The organism is Bradyrhizobium sp. 199, from assembly GCF_023073355.1.
GTDB lineage: Bacteria > Pseudomonadota > Alphaproteobacteria > Rhizobiales > Xanthobacteraceae > Bradyrhizobium.
Window position 1 is genome coordinate 1179318 of sequence record NZ_JADPJI010000002.1, and the last position, 13030, is coordinate 1192347.

Consider the following 13030-nt stretch of genomic DNA (forward strand, 5'->3'; position numbering starts at 1 on the left):
GCTGGCAGCCCCTACTTGCTCGAGGCCTGCGGCTGCTCGATCTTCGTTGCTTGCGGATCGATCTTCTGGCCCGGGATCACCCGCAGCAGCCCCGCGATGACGACGCGGTCGTCCGGCTTCAAGCCGCTTTCGATGACGCGTAGCCCGTTGTCGACCGGGCCGATCTGCACCTTGCGCTGCGCGACGACGTTGTCGCCGTTGACCACCAGCAAATAGCGTCCGCCCTGGTCGCTGCCCAGCGCCGTATCAGGGACGAGCAGGGCGCTCTTCTCCTGGTCGAAGGGCACGCGCACCCGGACGAAATAACCGGGCAGCAGCACCCGCTTGTCGTTGGGGACGAGGCCGCGCACCGCCAGCGTGCCCGTCGATTGATTGAGGGTCGGCGCAACGTAATCGAGATGGCCTTGGTGCGGATAACCGGTCTCGGACTGGAGGCCGAGCTGGATCGGGAATTGCTTCATGTCTGCGGGCGTTAGTCCGCGGCGGGCCGCTTCGGCGCGGATGCGCAACACGTCCTGTTCGTTGACGGTGAAGTTCACATAGATCGGGTCCATCGCGACGATGGAGGCGAGCTGGGTCGGCGAGGAGACGCCGACGAGCTCGCCGACCGAGGCCATGTGGGCGCTGACGATGCCGTCGAACGGCGCGGTCACCTTGGTGTAGCCGTAGTTCACCTCGGCGAGCCTGGTATTGGCCTGCGCCTGCTGCAGATTGGCCTGGGCGTTGTCCCGCGCCGAGGTGGAATTTTCGAGCGTGGCTTGCGAGACCGCCTGGCGCTGCACCAGCTCGGCCTGCCGCTTGTAGTCGGCGTCCGACTGCCGGACCGAGGCCTGCGCGCCGGCCTCGGCCGCCTGCGCCTGTTCGAGCTTGAGCTTGTAGGTCTCGGGCTCGATCGTGAAAAGCTGGGTGCCCTGCTTGACGAAGCTGCCGTCCTGATAGTCGATCGATTGCAGAAAACCCTGCACCCGCGCCACTAAATCGACGCTCTTGATCGGCGCGGTGTTGCCGGTGGCCTCGATGTAGCGCGTGACCGGACGCTGCAGGGGTGTTGCCACTTCGACCTTGGGCGGTGGCGGTGCCACGAACGTGTTCTTGTCCTCGCAGCCGGTGAGCACGGCCACGGACGCCGCAGCGGACAGGACCCGCCCGAAGTGCCTCCACGCTCCATCGCGTCGTGCGGGAGAGACGGAATTCGTTGAGGTCATTCGATAGCCCCCGATTGCTGTCTGTCGCTGCAGCAGGCTAGCAACAAACGATTCGTCGTGGAACACCATAGCCATGGCAGCTATCGGCCTTGCACTGCAATGAGCGACGTGGCCTTTGACAAGTTTATCATGACAAACCGCTTTTCACCTGGGGCATGATCGATCAGAATTGTTTCAATGGCCGCGCGAGCCAAAGCAAACGGTCGGAAAGAAGAAAAGGTGAGGAGACCATGACATGCCAACGCCATTTCGGTCGGGCCTTGCCGGCCTCGTTCTCGCAGCGGTGGTTCGATGCCCGCGCTACCAGACGGTCTGAAGGACGAGATCGCACCGACCGGCAAGCTGCGGGTCGCGATCGCAATCAGCCCCGCAGGCGGGGCGTTCTGGTCGACCAAGACCGAAGCCGGCTATGCCGGCGTTCCCGTTGATCTTGGCAAGGCGATGGCCGCCCAGCTCGGCGTATCAGTCGAATATGTCATGCACCAGAATTCCGGACAGATCACCGACGCCGCCGGCAAGGCGACCTGGGACGTCACCTGGCTTCCGAGGGATCCGGAGCGCGAGACCAAAATGCTGTTCGGTCCGATCTACGAGGTCGCGGACGCCACCTACATCGTCAAGCCCGGCTCGAACGTCACGAACTTCGCCGGCCTCGACCAGCCCGGCGTCAGGGTAGCCGCCGTCAACGCCACAACGACGATGCGCGGCGCGATCGCGCATCTGAAGAATGCAACGGTCACGGGCTATCAGACCTATGACGAGATCTTCGGCCTCCTAAGCAGCGGCGAGATCGACGCCTTCGCGCTCTCGCGCGATCAGCTCAACAAGATGGCCCAGAAGATTCCGGGGACGCGCGTGCTCGATGAGACGTTCAAGAAGACGGTGACCGCAGTCGCCGTACCGCTCGGCCAGAGCCAGGCTCTGGCGTTCGTGACCAAATTCATGGCGGAAGCGACGACCAACGGAACGCTGCGTAAGGCCTATGACAACAACGGCCTGAAGGATTCGCCGATCCGGACGGAGTAGATCTGTCGTCCTGGCTCGCCCCGTCCGGCTAGATCCGGGCTGGTTCGCGCGCATGCCACGCTGAAAGCACTGCGACTTCCTCATCTGAGCTGAGGCCGATCACTGGCCCGTTGCCAGTGCGGAGCCAGTCGAGCGTATCGCGCGCGGTTATTGCCATCGGTCGCCAGCTCAGGCCGGCGTCGCGGGCCGGCGCGGTGTCGCGCGTCATGAAGCCGGCGAAGTCGGGCAGGGGCAGCCACAGCGGCAATGACCGCGGACCCGCCCAGCGCCGCACGTCGTGCGCCTCGAGAAAGGCGCGATCGACCCAAGTCAATGTGCAGGACGCGCTCAGCGCCGCTGCGCATTCCGCCAGGAATGCGCCGCGCGTGCGCACTGGTCCGATCCCGTCATAGATGCCGGTGAGGCGAACCTCTGCGGCATGCACGATCCATTGCGCGAGGTCGCGCACGTCGATGAACTGGACGGCGTCTTCGGGCGATCCCGGCGCCAGCACCTCGCCGCCGCGCGCGAGCCGCGCCGACCAATAGCGAAGCGCCCGGTCGGGTCCTCCGGCCCGGCGATAAGGCCGGCTCGGCAGATGAAGGCATCGGCACCGACCGCCTGCTCGCAAGCGACCTTGGCGGCGCCGTAGATGGCATCGGTGCTGTGTTCGATCTCCACTGCGACGGGCTCACGTAGCGGCGCCGTATCGGCGCGTTGTCCCGGTATGCGATTATCCGCATAGACGCTGATGGTCGATACCAAGGTCCAATGCACGCCCGGCCGCTTCAGCGCGGCGACGGCGCGGCGGACCTGGCCGGGATAACGCGAGACGTCGACCACCGCGTCGAACGTCTCGCTGGTCAGTGGCGCAAGACCGTCCGCGACGTCGCGATCGATCCGGATGAGGCGGGCGCCCGCCGCGACCGGCCCCGCGAGGCCGCGGGCGGCGCAGGTCACGTCATGGCCGGCAGCACAAGCATGGGCTGCGATAGCGCGGCCGAGAAACTGGCTGCCGCCGAGAATGAGCAGGCGCATGAAAATGTCCGTGCTGTCATCGCGGCGGAGAGCTTACAACGTCCGGTCGCGCTTGCAACCGCCGTCTCAGCGCCCCTTGATCTCCGCGTATTTCGCCATCGCCTTCTCGAACTTCCGGTTGAACAGCCACATCGCGCCCAAGATCTCGCGGAAGCTTGCCGAGGTGCGCGCCCGGTCGGCTTGTCCGAACGCGAAGATGCTGTTGTTGCGCAGATGCTTCATGATCGTCGGGCTGGACACCCTGTAGTTCAGGAGATCGCCCGACTTCAGTGCCGATCTGGTCGGGGTGGGGACGATCTGGATCAGCTCGAACAGCTTCATCTGGTCGATCGGGTTGGGCAGCGTCTTCACGATTCCTGGGATCTCACGGAACACATCCGCATGCGCGTTCATCAGGCCGTCGCGCACGTTGGTCCAGTGGTTGAAGCGTTGATCGGTGCCGCGGGCCCGCGCTTCCTCCTTGTCGTCGCGCGCACTCAGGCCCGGATCGATCGCAGCGATCTCGCCCTTGATGGTTTCCCATTTCCTGCGGCCGTTGCGGTCCTCGGCGGGGCCGGTCTGGAAGCTGCCCATATAGGTGTTCGAGCGTCCGTTGCGAACGTTCTGCTTGCCATTGGTCTCGGCAAAGAACAGCCCGAGGCTGATGCGTCCCGCGGCGTCCGCGTGGTCAGGCGCAAGCCCCTTGGCGCGGGCGATCACTGTCGCGAGATCGACGACGTCCTTGAACGGTGACGCCGAGTTCTGCGCATTGGCGGGCGGCGCCTCCATGACGTCGAACAGTTTTGAATATTCGTCGATCAACGGCTCGATCTCGGCGTCGAAATAGGCCGGCGGAATCTCGAACTTGTTGGGCCTGCCGATCCGCGAGGGCATAGCGTCGGTGAGATCCTTGTAAGTGCTGATCACCGCGACGCGCGCGAGATAGAGCGCCTGTCCCGGCAGGTTCGGCAGCGGCTCCTTGGCTTCGATCTGGCGGCGCCGTTCGGCAAGGATGGATTTGAACTCAGCGAGCGCGCGGTCATAGGAAGCAAGCGCTTCCGCTTGCCTAATCGTGAGCGTTTGCGCCCGACTCGGGAGAAAGGTCGTAAGGACCAGCCCAAGGGCCGCGATGATGGCGAGGAGTTGACGTCGTGCAGGCATGGCCGGCTCCCCCGAACGATTCGTCGGTCAGGGGATCCTAGCCTAGTCGTTGGCTTCGGGCGGCAGGAAGTCGACCTCATGCAGCGCCGAGATGCGCACGACCTCGGCCGGGTCGGTCAGGTCATGGAGCTGGTTGAACAGCTCCTCCAGCTTCTGCATCGGCGAGACCCAGAATAACGCGCGGGCCGGTTTGTCGGATTTGTTGAAATAGCCGTGCGGGATGCCGCGCGGCAGGCGCACGAGGTCGCCGGCATGGGCCTTCACCCATTTGCCGTCGAGCTTGAGGTCGAGCGTGCCTTCCTGCACCAGGATGAATTCGTCCTGGGTCGGATGGATGTGCACCGGCACGAACTGGCCGGGATCGCTGTTGGTCTCGAACGCGAAGGTGGACTCGGTGACGGCCTTGGGAAAATAGACCTGGCCCAGGATGTTCCAGGTCTTGCCGCCATAGCCCGTGCCGTTCGCGGTGATGCCTTTTTCGAGTGACGTCATGGCTCGCCTCCAATGGATTTGGCTGGGATGAGTTTTGCGCAGGTATCGCCCGCTGTCCACCGGTTGGACTCCTGGCAACGCGATTGACAGCTGTATTTAGTCTTGACGAACTTCTAATAGAGAAACTTAGAAGCACGAAAGCCCACTCCTGTCTCGGCGACGGTCTGCGCGACGCCCTCGATCCGCGAATGAACATCCGATGAGAGCAAGATCTCGAGCGAATTGAAGTCCAAGCTACGTTGAGGAGTGTCCCATGTCCCCGCCGCTCAACCGTATAAACAGCGACGAATGCCTGCCGCAGCAGGTGGACGTCGTCGTCATCGGCGGCGGGGTCGTCGGCGTCTCAGCGGCCTATCATCTGGCGCAGAAGGGCCATTCGGTCGCCCTCGTCGAGAAGGGCCATGTCGGCGGCGAGCAGTCGAGCCGCAACTGGGGCTGGTGCCGTCAGCAGGGGCGGGCGCGTGAGGAGATTCCGCTGGCCCGCGAGGCGCTGCAGCTGTGGGAGGATATGCAGATCGACGCCGGCGTCGATGCGGGCTTCCGCCGCACTGGCGTCTTGTTCCTCACCAAGAGCAAGGACGAGCTCGCCGGCTGGGAGCGCTGGGCGGCGATCGCGCGCGAACAGCAGGTCCATTCCACTGTGCTGACGCCGGCCGAGGTTGCCGAGCGCATGCCCGGCAATGCCGACAAATGGGCCGGCGGCCTGCACACGCCGAGCGACGGCCGCGCCGAACCGTCGATGGCTGTGCCCGCGCTTGCCACTGCCGCGCGAAAACATGGCGTGACCATTCATCAGGGCTGCGCCGCGCGCGGGCTGGAGACCACCGGCGGCAAGGTCAGCGCCGTCGTGACTGAAAAGGGCACCATCCGCACACAAGCGGTGCTGCTGTCGGGCGGTGCGTGGTCGTCGCTGTTCTGCCGCCGTCACGGCATCGAGCTGCCGATCGGCCTCGTCAACGCCACGGCCTGCCGGACCACGCCGGGACCGGAGATCATTTCGGGCGCGCTCGGCACCGACTTTTACTGCATCCGCCGCCGCCTCGATGGCGGGTTTACGCTGGCGCTGCGCAATCGCGGCACGGTGGAGCTGTCGCCCGATCTGTTCCGCTACGCCCGCACCTTCTGGCCGACCTATTTGCATCGCAAGAACGGGCTGAAACTGTCGTTCGGCAAGTCGTTCTTCGATCAACTCATGCGCGGCACCAGTTGGAGCTTCGACAAGCCGTCGCCGTTCGAGACCGAGCGCGTGCGCGATCCCGAGCCCGACATGTCGCTGGTCAATGCGGCGCTGGCCGCGCTGATCAAGTCGAATCCGGAATTGAAGGACATCGAGAGCGCGGAAGCTTGGGGCGGCACGATCGATTGCACGCCCGATACGATTCCGGTGATTTCGCCGGTCGACGCACTGCCCGGCTTTTTCCTCGCGACCGGTTTCTCCGGCCACGGTTTCGGCATTGGCCCCGCAGCCGGCAAACTGGCCGCCGATATCGTGACCGGCGCGGCGCCGCTGGTCGATCCCGCCGCCTACAGCCACAAGCGCATGATCGACGGCCGGCGCCTCGCGCCGGTCAGCCCGTTCTGAGGGCGGCATGACCGTTCTCTACAAGGCCAACATGGTTCGTGGTGCTGAGTGGGCGGGCCTCTTCGCCGAGTGCGCGCCCGAATTGCCGTTCCGGCTCTGGCCCGACATCGGCGATCCCGCTGACGAGCGCTATATGGTGGCATGGGTGCCGCCCGACGACATCGCGACGACCTTTCCCAATCTCGAGCTGGTCGTCTCGGCCGGTGCGTCTGCGGGGGCTGTCGAGGGATGAACGCCTGTGCGCTGCTTCCGAACGTGAGGCGATCGGTGGCGGTGCCTCTCACGAATTCACGTGGACGAAATCCCGCAGCAGCGGATAGATCTCGTTATTCCAACGCCTGCCCGAGAACACGCCGTAATGGCCGACGCCGGCCTGCATGTGGTGCACCCTGCGATAGGCGCGCACGCTGGTGCAGAGGTCTTGTGCCGCCAGCGTCTGGCCAATCGAGCAGATGTCGTCCTTCTCGCCCTCGACCGTCATCAGGCCCATGCGGCTGACGGCCTTGGTGTTCACGGGGCGGCCGCGATGCATCAGTTTGCCTCGCGGCAGGAGGTGCTCCTGGAACACGTCGCGCACGGTTTCGATGTAGAACTCGGCGGGAAGGTCCATCACGGCGAAATATTCGTCGTAGAAGGTCTTGATGGTCGCGGCCCTGTCCTTCTCGCCCTTGGCGATGTGGTTGGCGAGATCCATGTGCTGCTTGATGTGGCGCTCGAGATTCATCGAGACGAAAGCGGTGAGCTGCACGAAGCCGGGATAGACCTTCCGCAGGGCGCCGCGGCACTGCACCGGCACGTAGTTGATCAGGTTCTGCTCGAACCATTCGATCGGCTTGCTCTTGGCGAACTCGTTGACCCTGGTCGGCTGGATCCGGGTGTCGATCGGCCCCGCCATCAGCGTCAGCGTCGCCGGGCGCGAGGGATGGTTGTCCTCGCACATGATCGCGGCCGCCGCGAGCGCGGAGATGGAGGGCTGGCAGATCGCGACCATGTGCGGGCGCGGGCCGAGCTGGCCGAGGAAGTCGATGAGATGCTCGGTGTAGTCGTCGAGTCCGAAGCGGCCTTCACTGCGCGGAATGTCGCGCGGGTTGTGCCAGTCGGTGATGTAGACGTCGTGGTCCTGGAGCAGCGTCTGCACGGTGCCGCGCAGCAGCGTTGCGAAATGGCCGGACATCGGCGCCACCAGCAGCATGCGCGGCTGCTCGGACACGCCGTCTTTCCGGAAGTGCAGCAGCGAGCCGAACGGCGTCGCGTAGGCGATCTCCTCGGTGACGGCGACTTCCCGATTTCCCACCATGACGCTCTCGATGCCGTAGGCGGGACGGTGATAGGTGAGGGTGGAGCGCGAGATCAGCTCCAGCGCGGCCGACAGCCGGCCGACGATCTGATCCGACATGCCCTGCGGCACCAGATTGAGGAATTTGAGCGCGGACGAAGCGCCCGTGCGCCACGGCGCAGTCAGGTCCATTTGGTTCTGGAAGGCCTGATAATACATCGACATCATACTGAAACGCTCACCCGTTCCGTGAGGCTATGCAATAACGACGCCAAACGCCGGCCGGACCGGCCGCCAAAATTGGCACGTCGCTTGCTGTTCACGTCACGACAAGCACGGGGCACGTCCGCGAGCCGGCGGAGGCGGGGAGCAGGGAAGGGCCATATGGCAAAGGCGACACTCACCATCAGCAGCAAGAACTATTCGTCCTGGTCGCTGCGAGGCTGGCTGCTGGCAAAATTTTCAGGGCTCGATTTCGAGGAAATCGTCACCGCGCCGGACGATGCGTCGGCGCGCGCCGAAATCCTCTTGCTGTCGTCGTCGATTCTGGTGCCGTGCCTGCGGCATGAAGGCGCGGTGGTCTGGGATACGCTGGCGATCGGCGAATATCTCAACGAGGTGATGCCGTCAGCCGGCCTGTTGCCTGATGACCGCGTGCAGCGCGCCCATTGCCGCTCGATTTCAGGCGAAATCCATTCCGGCTTCACCACGCTGCGCGCCTCGCTGCCGGTGAATCTGAACGGACGTTTCCCCGGCTTCAAGATCTGGTCGCGAGCGCAGGCCGACATCGACCGCGTCCTGTCCATCTGGCGCGACTGTCTGGCAGTATCGGGCGGCCCCTTCCTGTTCGGCGCAAAGCGCACCATGGCGGAGGCGATGTACGCGCCGGTGGTGACGCGCTTCGCGACCTATGACGTCACGCTGGAGCCGCTGCTGAAGGCCTACGCCGACACCATCATGGCGATGCCCGAGATGCAGGAATGGATCGCGGCAGCAAAGGAGGAGCCAGCCGAGATCGAGGAGCTCGAGGTCGAATATTAGGCAGGCATGGCGCGGACTTGCCCGTTTCGGGGGTGGGGCCGGTCGCGGCGGCTTGAGACAGCTATGCCCTTGCCGGGATTAACCTTTGGCGACCGTGAGTGGTCGGTGCCGTTCGCCGCGCCGCACAGATATTGTACACGTCCGCGCAGCCGCATCGACATCTAGCCGTGAACAGCTGCGTACACGGCCGTTCGGCTGATTCGGGCGTGATTCGTTCGGGCCGCGTTCCGTTCGTTAAGGCGGAGCGCGGCGCCGTTGCATTTTGGAACAGATGCAGGTGTCAGGCGGCCCCGCGCTGCCTCACGCGCGGCAGGCGCCAGCCGATGACGGTGGCTTCGACCGCGATGCCGGCCTCGTGGTTCTGCCAGCGTCCCTCGACATAACGGCAGGCGAACGGCAGCTGGTACGTTCCGCTGTGATCCTCGCACAGCACTTCGAGCGCCAGGCCCGGCGGCGGTTCTCCGGCGCCATCGAATTCCGCAAGTCGTCTATCGCGCGTTGCCATTCCAAAAATCTCCCCTAAACAAAGCCGCGGAAAGAGCGCCCACTTCTTCCGCGCGCGGATCATCGTTCCCGGTCCGAAGGAACGGACGCAAGCTCAACGCGAGAATGCGGTACGAGTGTGGTAGCTTCACCCGGCTGTGCGTAAACAGCGCACATTGACGTGATCGATCGGACGAGGAACCTTCATGCTGCTTCGAAACGCCGGCATTTGTTTCGCGATATTGCTGCTCGCAACGCTGGCGAATGCGCCAGTGCACGCGCAGGACGTGCCCGGGATCGAAATCTGCACGGTCGAGAAGACCATGGAGCGGCGCACCAGCTGTCTGCAGAGCAATGTCGATTTCCTGCAGAAGACGATCACGAAGCTTAACCTCGATCATCAGCAGAAGCTGGACGCCGCGGGCCGCCAGATCGACGCGCTGAAGACGAACCTCGCCGGCCTGCAGAAGACGCTCGGCGATCTCCAGGCCGCCCAGGCGAAGACGGCCGAGGATCTGAAGAAGAAGCAGGACGCCCCGCCGGCAAAGGACGCTGCGAAATAAGCTTGGCCATCACGTCACGCGATATCGCTCCATCACGCCGCGATCAGGCTCATAGCCGAGCCCGGGTCCTGTCGGCACCGCGATATGGCCCGTGGCATCGCTATCGATGCGGCGGCCCCAGAGACAGGCTTCGCGTTTCAGATAGAACATCTCGACCAGCCCGTCGTCGCGCGTCGCGAGCAAGTGCAGTGTCGCGAGCAGGCCCGGACCGAAATACGGGGAGTGCGGGACGATCTTCACGCCGAGCTGATCGGCAAGCGCCGCGACCTTCAGAAATTCGGTGATGCCGCCGACCTTGATCACGGACGGCTGGGCGTGGCTGACCGCGCCCGCCTCCATCATCTGGCGGAATTGATATTCCGTGCAGGCATTCTCGCCGGCGGCAACGCCGAACCCTCCCTTGCTGCGGACCTCGGCGAGCGCGGCAAAATCTTCCGGCGGCCAGACCGGCTCTTCCAGAAACATCGGTCGCGCGTCCCGGCAGCTGGTCGCGAACGCGATCGCCTGCTCAGCCGCGAGCGGGCAGTTCATGTCGACCATCAGCGGAATGTTGGGGCCAATCGCCTCGCGCGCGGCGAACACCGCCGGTGTCGTGGTCTCGTGCAGCTTGATCGCGCCATAGCCGAGCGCGAGCGCCTTCCTGCATTCGGCCGCGATGTTCTCGGGCGAACCGATCCGCAGCAGGCTCGCGTAAGCCGGAATGGCCATACGCCTGGTCTCGCCGAGCAGGCGATGCACCGGCACGCCCTCGATTTTAGCAGCAAGGTCCCACAGCGCGATGTCGAGCCCCGAGATCGCGAACATGGTGATGCCGTAGCGGCCGAACAGATGCAGGTTGCGCTGAATCTGCTCCATCGCGGCGGGGATGCCGGCCGCATCGGGCACCTTCAGCCCGCGGGCCTGCGGTGCGATCATTTCCTCGACGGCACTGCGCGTGGTGCGCGGGCAGACATAGGCGAAGGCATCGCCCCAGCCGGTCAGCCCGGCATCCGTGGTGACCTCGACAAGCACCATGTCGAGGGCCGTGATCGCGGAAGCGCCTTGGCGAAAGCTCGCAACGCCGGCGTCATAGGGAATGCGGATATGGTGCGCCCGCACATCGGTAATTTCCATGGGGCGGTTCCTCCGTGCTTTCTCGTGAGCGGTTGCAGGGAGTGTAGCTGCGAATGCCGGGGCCTCGCCAGTGGCTGTTCGAGCGCTGTCTCAGCGCGCCTGCCAGGCAATGCAGCGCAATGCTGGCATACCGTCCGCCTTGCTTGGCAAGCCCCAACGACTTTGTCATAACCGCAGGCAAATCTTGCGTGTGGGGCCCGTGCCGGACATCCCGTGCAAGTCATAACAAGCAGCAGCCGGGAGGGTCCCCACATGTCCAACGTCCGCGTTCTCGCGACCGACCTTGAATTTCCCGAAGGGCCGGTCGTGATGCCGGACGGCTCGGTGGTGCTGGTGGAAATCCGCGGCCAGCGCCTGACCCGCGTCCACCCTGATGGCCGCAAGGAGATTGTCGCGAAGATTCCGGGCGGCCCGAACGGCGCCGCGCTCGGCCCCGACGGCAAGATCTACGTCTGCAACAATGGCGGCTTTTCCTGGATCCCGACCCGCAACATGATCATGCCGGGCCCGCAGCCGGACGATTATCTCGGCGGCTCGATCCAGCGCGTCGACCTGCAATCCGGCAAGGTCGAGACCGTCGTGACCAAATGCGGCGAGCACGATCTGCGCGGGCCGAACGATCTGGTGTTCGACAAGCAGGGCGGCCTCTGGTTCTCCGATCTCGGCAAGCGCCGCGCCCGCGAGATGGACGTCGGCGGCATGTACTATCTCAAGCCCGGCATGAGCGAGATCGTCGAGATCGTCCACGGCGTGCTGCCGGCCAACGGCATCGGGCTGTCGCCGGACGAGAACACCGTCTACATCGCGGAGACGCCGACGGGCCGGCTGTGGGCCTACGAGCTCTCCGCGCCCGGCACGCTCAGGCCGCGGGATCCGATCTATCGCGGCGAGCGTGGCAAGCCGATCTGCGGCCTCGGCGGCTACCAGATGTTCGACTCGCTCGCGGTGGAAGCTGGCGGCAATATCTGCGTCGCCACCCTCGTCTCCGGCTGCATCTCGGTGATCGCGCCCGACGGAACGCTGGTCGAGCAGGTCCCGACCGGCGATCGCGTCACCACCAACATCGCCTTCGGCGGCCCCGAGCTGAAGACGGCCTACATCACGCTGTCGGGCAAGGGCGAACTCGTCGCCATGGACTGGCCGCGCGGTGGATTGCCGCTCAATTTCCTAAACAAATAAACGGTGCTAGTGAGCGTCATTGCGAGCGAAGCGAAGCGATCCAGGAATGCGTCCGCGGTAAGATTCTGGTCGCTTCGCTTCGCTCGCGATGACGCAAGGAGAGATATTCGATGCCCTGGCCTGATCCTGTCACCCTGCGCGGACAGCATGCCCGTCTGGAGCCGCTGTCGCATCAGCATCGTGAGGCGCTGGTGGAGGCCGTCAAGGACGGCGAGCTGTCGAAGCTCTGGTACACCGCGATCCCGCTGCCGGAGAACATGGCCAAGGAGATCGACCGCCGCCTCGGCCTGCAGGCCGCGGGTTCAATGCTGCCGTTCACCGTGTTCGATGCCGGCGGCAAAATCGTCGGCATGACGACCTACATGAACATCGATGCCGTCAACCGCCGGGTCGAGATCGGCTCGACGTGGTACGGCAAGAGCGCGCAACGCGGCCCGCTCAACACGCAGTGCAAGCTCTTGCTGCTGCGCCACGCCTTCGAGACGCTGAACTGCATCGCGGTCGAATTCCGCACGCATTTCTTCAACCACCAGAGCCGCCGCGCCATCGAGCGTCTAGGCGCCAAGCAGGACGGCATCCTGCGCAGCCACCAGGTCGCGCCGAACGGCACGTTGCGCGACACCGTCGTCTACAGCATCACCGCCGCCGAATGGCCGACCGTGAAGACGCATCTGGAATATCAACTCAACGACAAGCCGCGCTAGTTATGATGTGCTCCGAATTGGCCGCGCGTTCGATCACCTCTCCCATAGGGAGAGGTCGGCGCGTAGCGCCGGGTGAGGGGACCGGTCTCTCGTGGGACCTGAGTCCCTCACCCGATTTGCACCGGACGATGCTACGCATCGGCGGGCGCAAATCGACCTCTCCCTCCGGGAGAGGTGTCGGCATCCGCGGCTGCAATTTACCTGATCTC

13 protein-coding genes and 2 pseudogenes are annotated in these 13030 nt (G+C 64.6%); 7 read left to right on the forward strand and 8 right to left on the reverse strand.

Translation table 11 applies throughout. The annotated features are described in order from the left end of the window. Window positions 1-11: 11 nt before the first annotated feature. On the reverse strand, window positions 12-1205 hold the full coding sequence (locus tag IVB28_RS05580) for an efflux RND transporter periplasmic adaptor subunit (RefSeq protein ID WP_247525035.1): 1194 nt from the start codon (window positions 1203-1205) through the stop codon (window positions 12-14). A 235-nt stretch (window positions 1206-1440) separates the two neighbouring features. Between IVB28_RS05580 and IVB28_RS05585 the strand changes: the two are divergent. Continuing rightward, a pseudogene (locus tag IVB28_RS05585) lies at window positions 1441-2231 on the forward strand (transporter substrate-binding domain-containing protein). A 28-nt stretch (window positions 2232-2259) separates the two neighbouring features. Here IVB28_RS05585 and IVB28_RS05590 read toward each other — a convergent pair. The 4 genes from IVB28_RS05590 to IVB28_RS05605 form a co-directional block, all read right to left on the reverse strand. Next, window positions 2260-2604: a hypothetical protein gene (locus tag IVB28_RS05590; RefSeq protein ID WP_247525036.1), complete on the reverse strand. Its 345-nt coding sequence runs from the start codon at window positions 2602-2604 to the stop codon at window positions 2260-2262. Continuing rightward, window positions 2559-3248, reverse strand: a complete 690-nt coding sequence (locus IVB28_RS05595) for a hypothetical protein (RefSeq protein ID WP_247525037.1) — start codon at window positions 3246-3248, stop codon at window positions 2559-2561. Before IVB28_RS05595 ends, IVB28_RS05590 begins: the two co-directional genes overlap by 46 nt. Before the next feature lie 66 nt (window positions 3249-3314). Continuing rightward, window positions 3315-4388, reverse strand: coding sequence for a hypothetical protein (locus IVB28_RS05600; RefSeq protein WP_247525038.1), 1074 nt, complete (start codon window positions 4386-4388; stop codon window positions 3315-3317). A 42-nt stretch (window positions 4389-4430) separates the two neighbouring features. Continuing rightward, on the reverse strand, window positions 4431-4880 hold the full coding sequence (locus IVB28_RS05605; RefSeq protein ID WP_247525039.1) for a cupin domain-containing protein: 450 nt from the start codon (window positions 4878-4880) through the stop codon (window positions 4431-4433). Between the two features lie 253 nt (window positions 4881-5133). On the opposite strand from IVB28_RS05605, the gene IVB28_RS05610 reads away from it, so the two are divergent. Beyond that, a complete protein-coding gene (locus tag IVB28_RS05610) occupies window positions 5134-6462 on the forward strand; it encodes an FAD-binding oxidoreductase (RefSeq protein WP_247525040.1) in 1329 nt (442 codons plus the stop codon). 7 nt (window positions 6463-6469) lie between these two features. Next, a pseudogene (locus IVB28_RS05615) lies at window positions 6470-6670 on the forward strand (glyoxylate/hydroxypyruvate reductase A); the annotation flags it as partial. Window positions 6671-6742: 72 nt separating this feature from the next. Here IVB28_RS05615 and phaZ read toward each other — a convergent pair. Continuing rightward, entirely contained in the window at window positions 6743-7966 is a 1224-nt protein-coding gene (gene phaZ, locus IVB28_RS05620) for a polyhydroxyalkanoate depolymerase (RefSeq protein ID WP_247525042.1), read from the reverse strand. Window positions 7967-8122: 156 nt separating this feature from the next. On the opposite strand from phaZ, the gene IVB28_RS05625 reads away from it, so the two are divergent. Continuing rightward, complete coding sequence (locus IVB28_RS05625) at window positions 8123-8779, forward strand: glutathione S-transferase family protein (RefSeq protein ID WP_247525043.1); 657 nt, start codon at window positions 8123-8125, stop codon at window positions 8777-8779. Window positions 8780-9059: 280 nt separating this feature from the next. On the opposite strand, the gene IVB28_RS05630 is transcribed toward IVB28_RS05625, so the two are convergent. Continuing rightward, on the reverse strand, window positions 9060-9284 hold the full coding sequence (locus tag IVB28_RS05630; RefSeq protein ID WP_018318578.1) for a hypothetical protein: 225 nt from the start codon (window positions 9282-9284) through the stop codon (window positions 9060-9062). A gap of 184 nt (window positions 9285-9468) precedes the next feature. On the opposite strand from IVB28_RS05630, the gene IVB28_RS05635 reads away from it, so the two are divergent. Then, the gene (locus tag IVB28_RS05635) at window positions 9469-9825 is read left to right on the forward strand and encodes a hypothetical protein (RefSeq protein WP_247525044.1); all 357 of its coding nucleotides are present in this window, start codon (window positions 9469-9471) and stop codon (window positions 9823-9825) included. 9 nt (window positions 9826-9834) lie between these two features. Here IVB28_RS05635 and IVB28_RS05640 read toward each other — a convergent pair whose 3' ends face one another. Further along, on the reverse strand, window positions 9835-10938 hold the full coding sequence (locus IVB28_RS05640; protein ID WP_247525045.1) for a mandelate racemase/muconate lactonizing enzyme family protein: 1104 nt from the start codon (window positions 10936-10938) through the stop codon (window positions 9835-9837). A 252-nt stretch (window positions 10939-11190) separates the two neighbouring features. On the opposite strand from IVB28_RS05640, the gene IVB28_RS05645 reads away from it, so the two are divergent. Both IVB28_RS05645 and IVB28_RS05650 read left to right on the forward strand, forming a co-directional pair. After that, window positions 11191-12117 (forward strand): SMP-30/gluconolactonase/LRE family protein, encoded by a 927-nt coding sequence (locus tag IVB28_RS05645; RefSeq protein WP_247525046.1) that lies wholly within the window; start codon window positions 11191-11193, stop codon window positions 12115-12117. A 110-nt stretch (window positions 12118-12227) separates the two neighbouring features. Further along, window positions 12228-12821: a GNAT family protein gene (locus tag IVB28_RS05650; RefSeq protein WP_247525047.1), complete on the forward strand. Its 594-nt coding sequence runs from the start codon at window positions 12228-12230 to the stop codon at window positions 12819-12821. Window positions 12822-13030: the final 209 nt, after the last annotated feature.

Excerpts from the sequence above, each read along its gene's own strand:
- IVB28_RS05580 (WP_247525035.1), bottom strand. The coding sequence starts at position 1,205 with ATGACCTCAACGAATTCCGTCTCTCCCGCACGACGCGATGGAGCGTGG.
- IVB28_RS05595 (WP_247525037.1), bottom strand. The coding sequence starts at position 3,248 with ATGCGCCTGCTCATTCTCGGCGGCAGCCAGTTTCTCGGCCGCGCTATC.
- IVB28_RS05600 (WP_247525038.1), bottom strand. The coding sequence starts at position 4,388 with ATGCCTGCACGACGTCAACTCCTCGCCATCATCGCGGCCCTTGGGCTG.
- IVB28_RS05605 (WP_247525039.1), bottom strand. The coding sequence starts at position 4,880 with ATGACGTCACTCGAAAAAGGCATCACCGCGAACGGCACGGGCTATGGC.
- IVB28_RS05610 (WP_247525040.1), top strand. The coding sequence starts at position 5,134 with ATGTCCCCGCCGCTCAACCGTATAAACAGCGACGAATGCCTGCCGCAG.
- phaZ (WP_247525042.1), bottom strand. The coding sequence starts at position 7,966 with ATGATGTCGATGTATTATCAGGCCTTCCAGAACCAAATGGACCTGACT.
- IVB28_RS05625 (WP_247525043.1), top strand. The coding sequence starts at position 8,123 with ATGGCAAAGGCGACACTCACCATCAGCAGCAAGAACTATTCGTCCTGG.
- IVB28_RS05630 (WP_018318578.1), bottom strand. The coding sequence starts at position 9,284 with ATGGCAACGCGCGATAGACGACTTGCGGAATTCGATGGCGCCGGAGAA.
- IVB28_RS05635 (WP_247525044.1), top strand. The coding sequence starts at position 9,469 with ATGCTGCTTCGAAACGCCGGCATTTGTTTCGCGATATTGCTGCTCGCA.
- IVB28_RS05640 (WP_247525045.1), bottom strand. The coding sequence starts at position 10,938 with ATGGAAATTACCGATGTGCGGGCGCACCATATCCGCATTCCCTATGAC.
- IVB28_RS05645 (WP_247525046.1), top strand. The coding sequence starts at position 11,191 with ATGTCCAACGTCCGCGTTCTCGCGACCGACCTTGAATTTCCCGAAGGG.
- IVB28_RS05650 (WP_247525047.1), top strand. The coding sequence starts at position 12,228 with ATGCCCTGGCCTGATCCTGTCACCCTGCGCGGACAGCATGCCCGTCTG.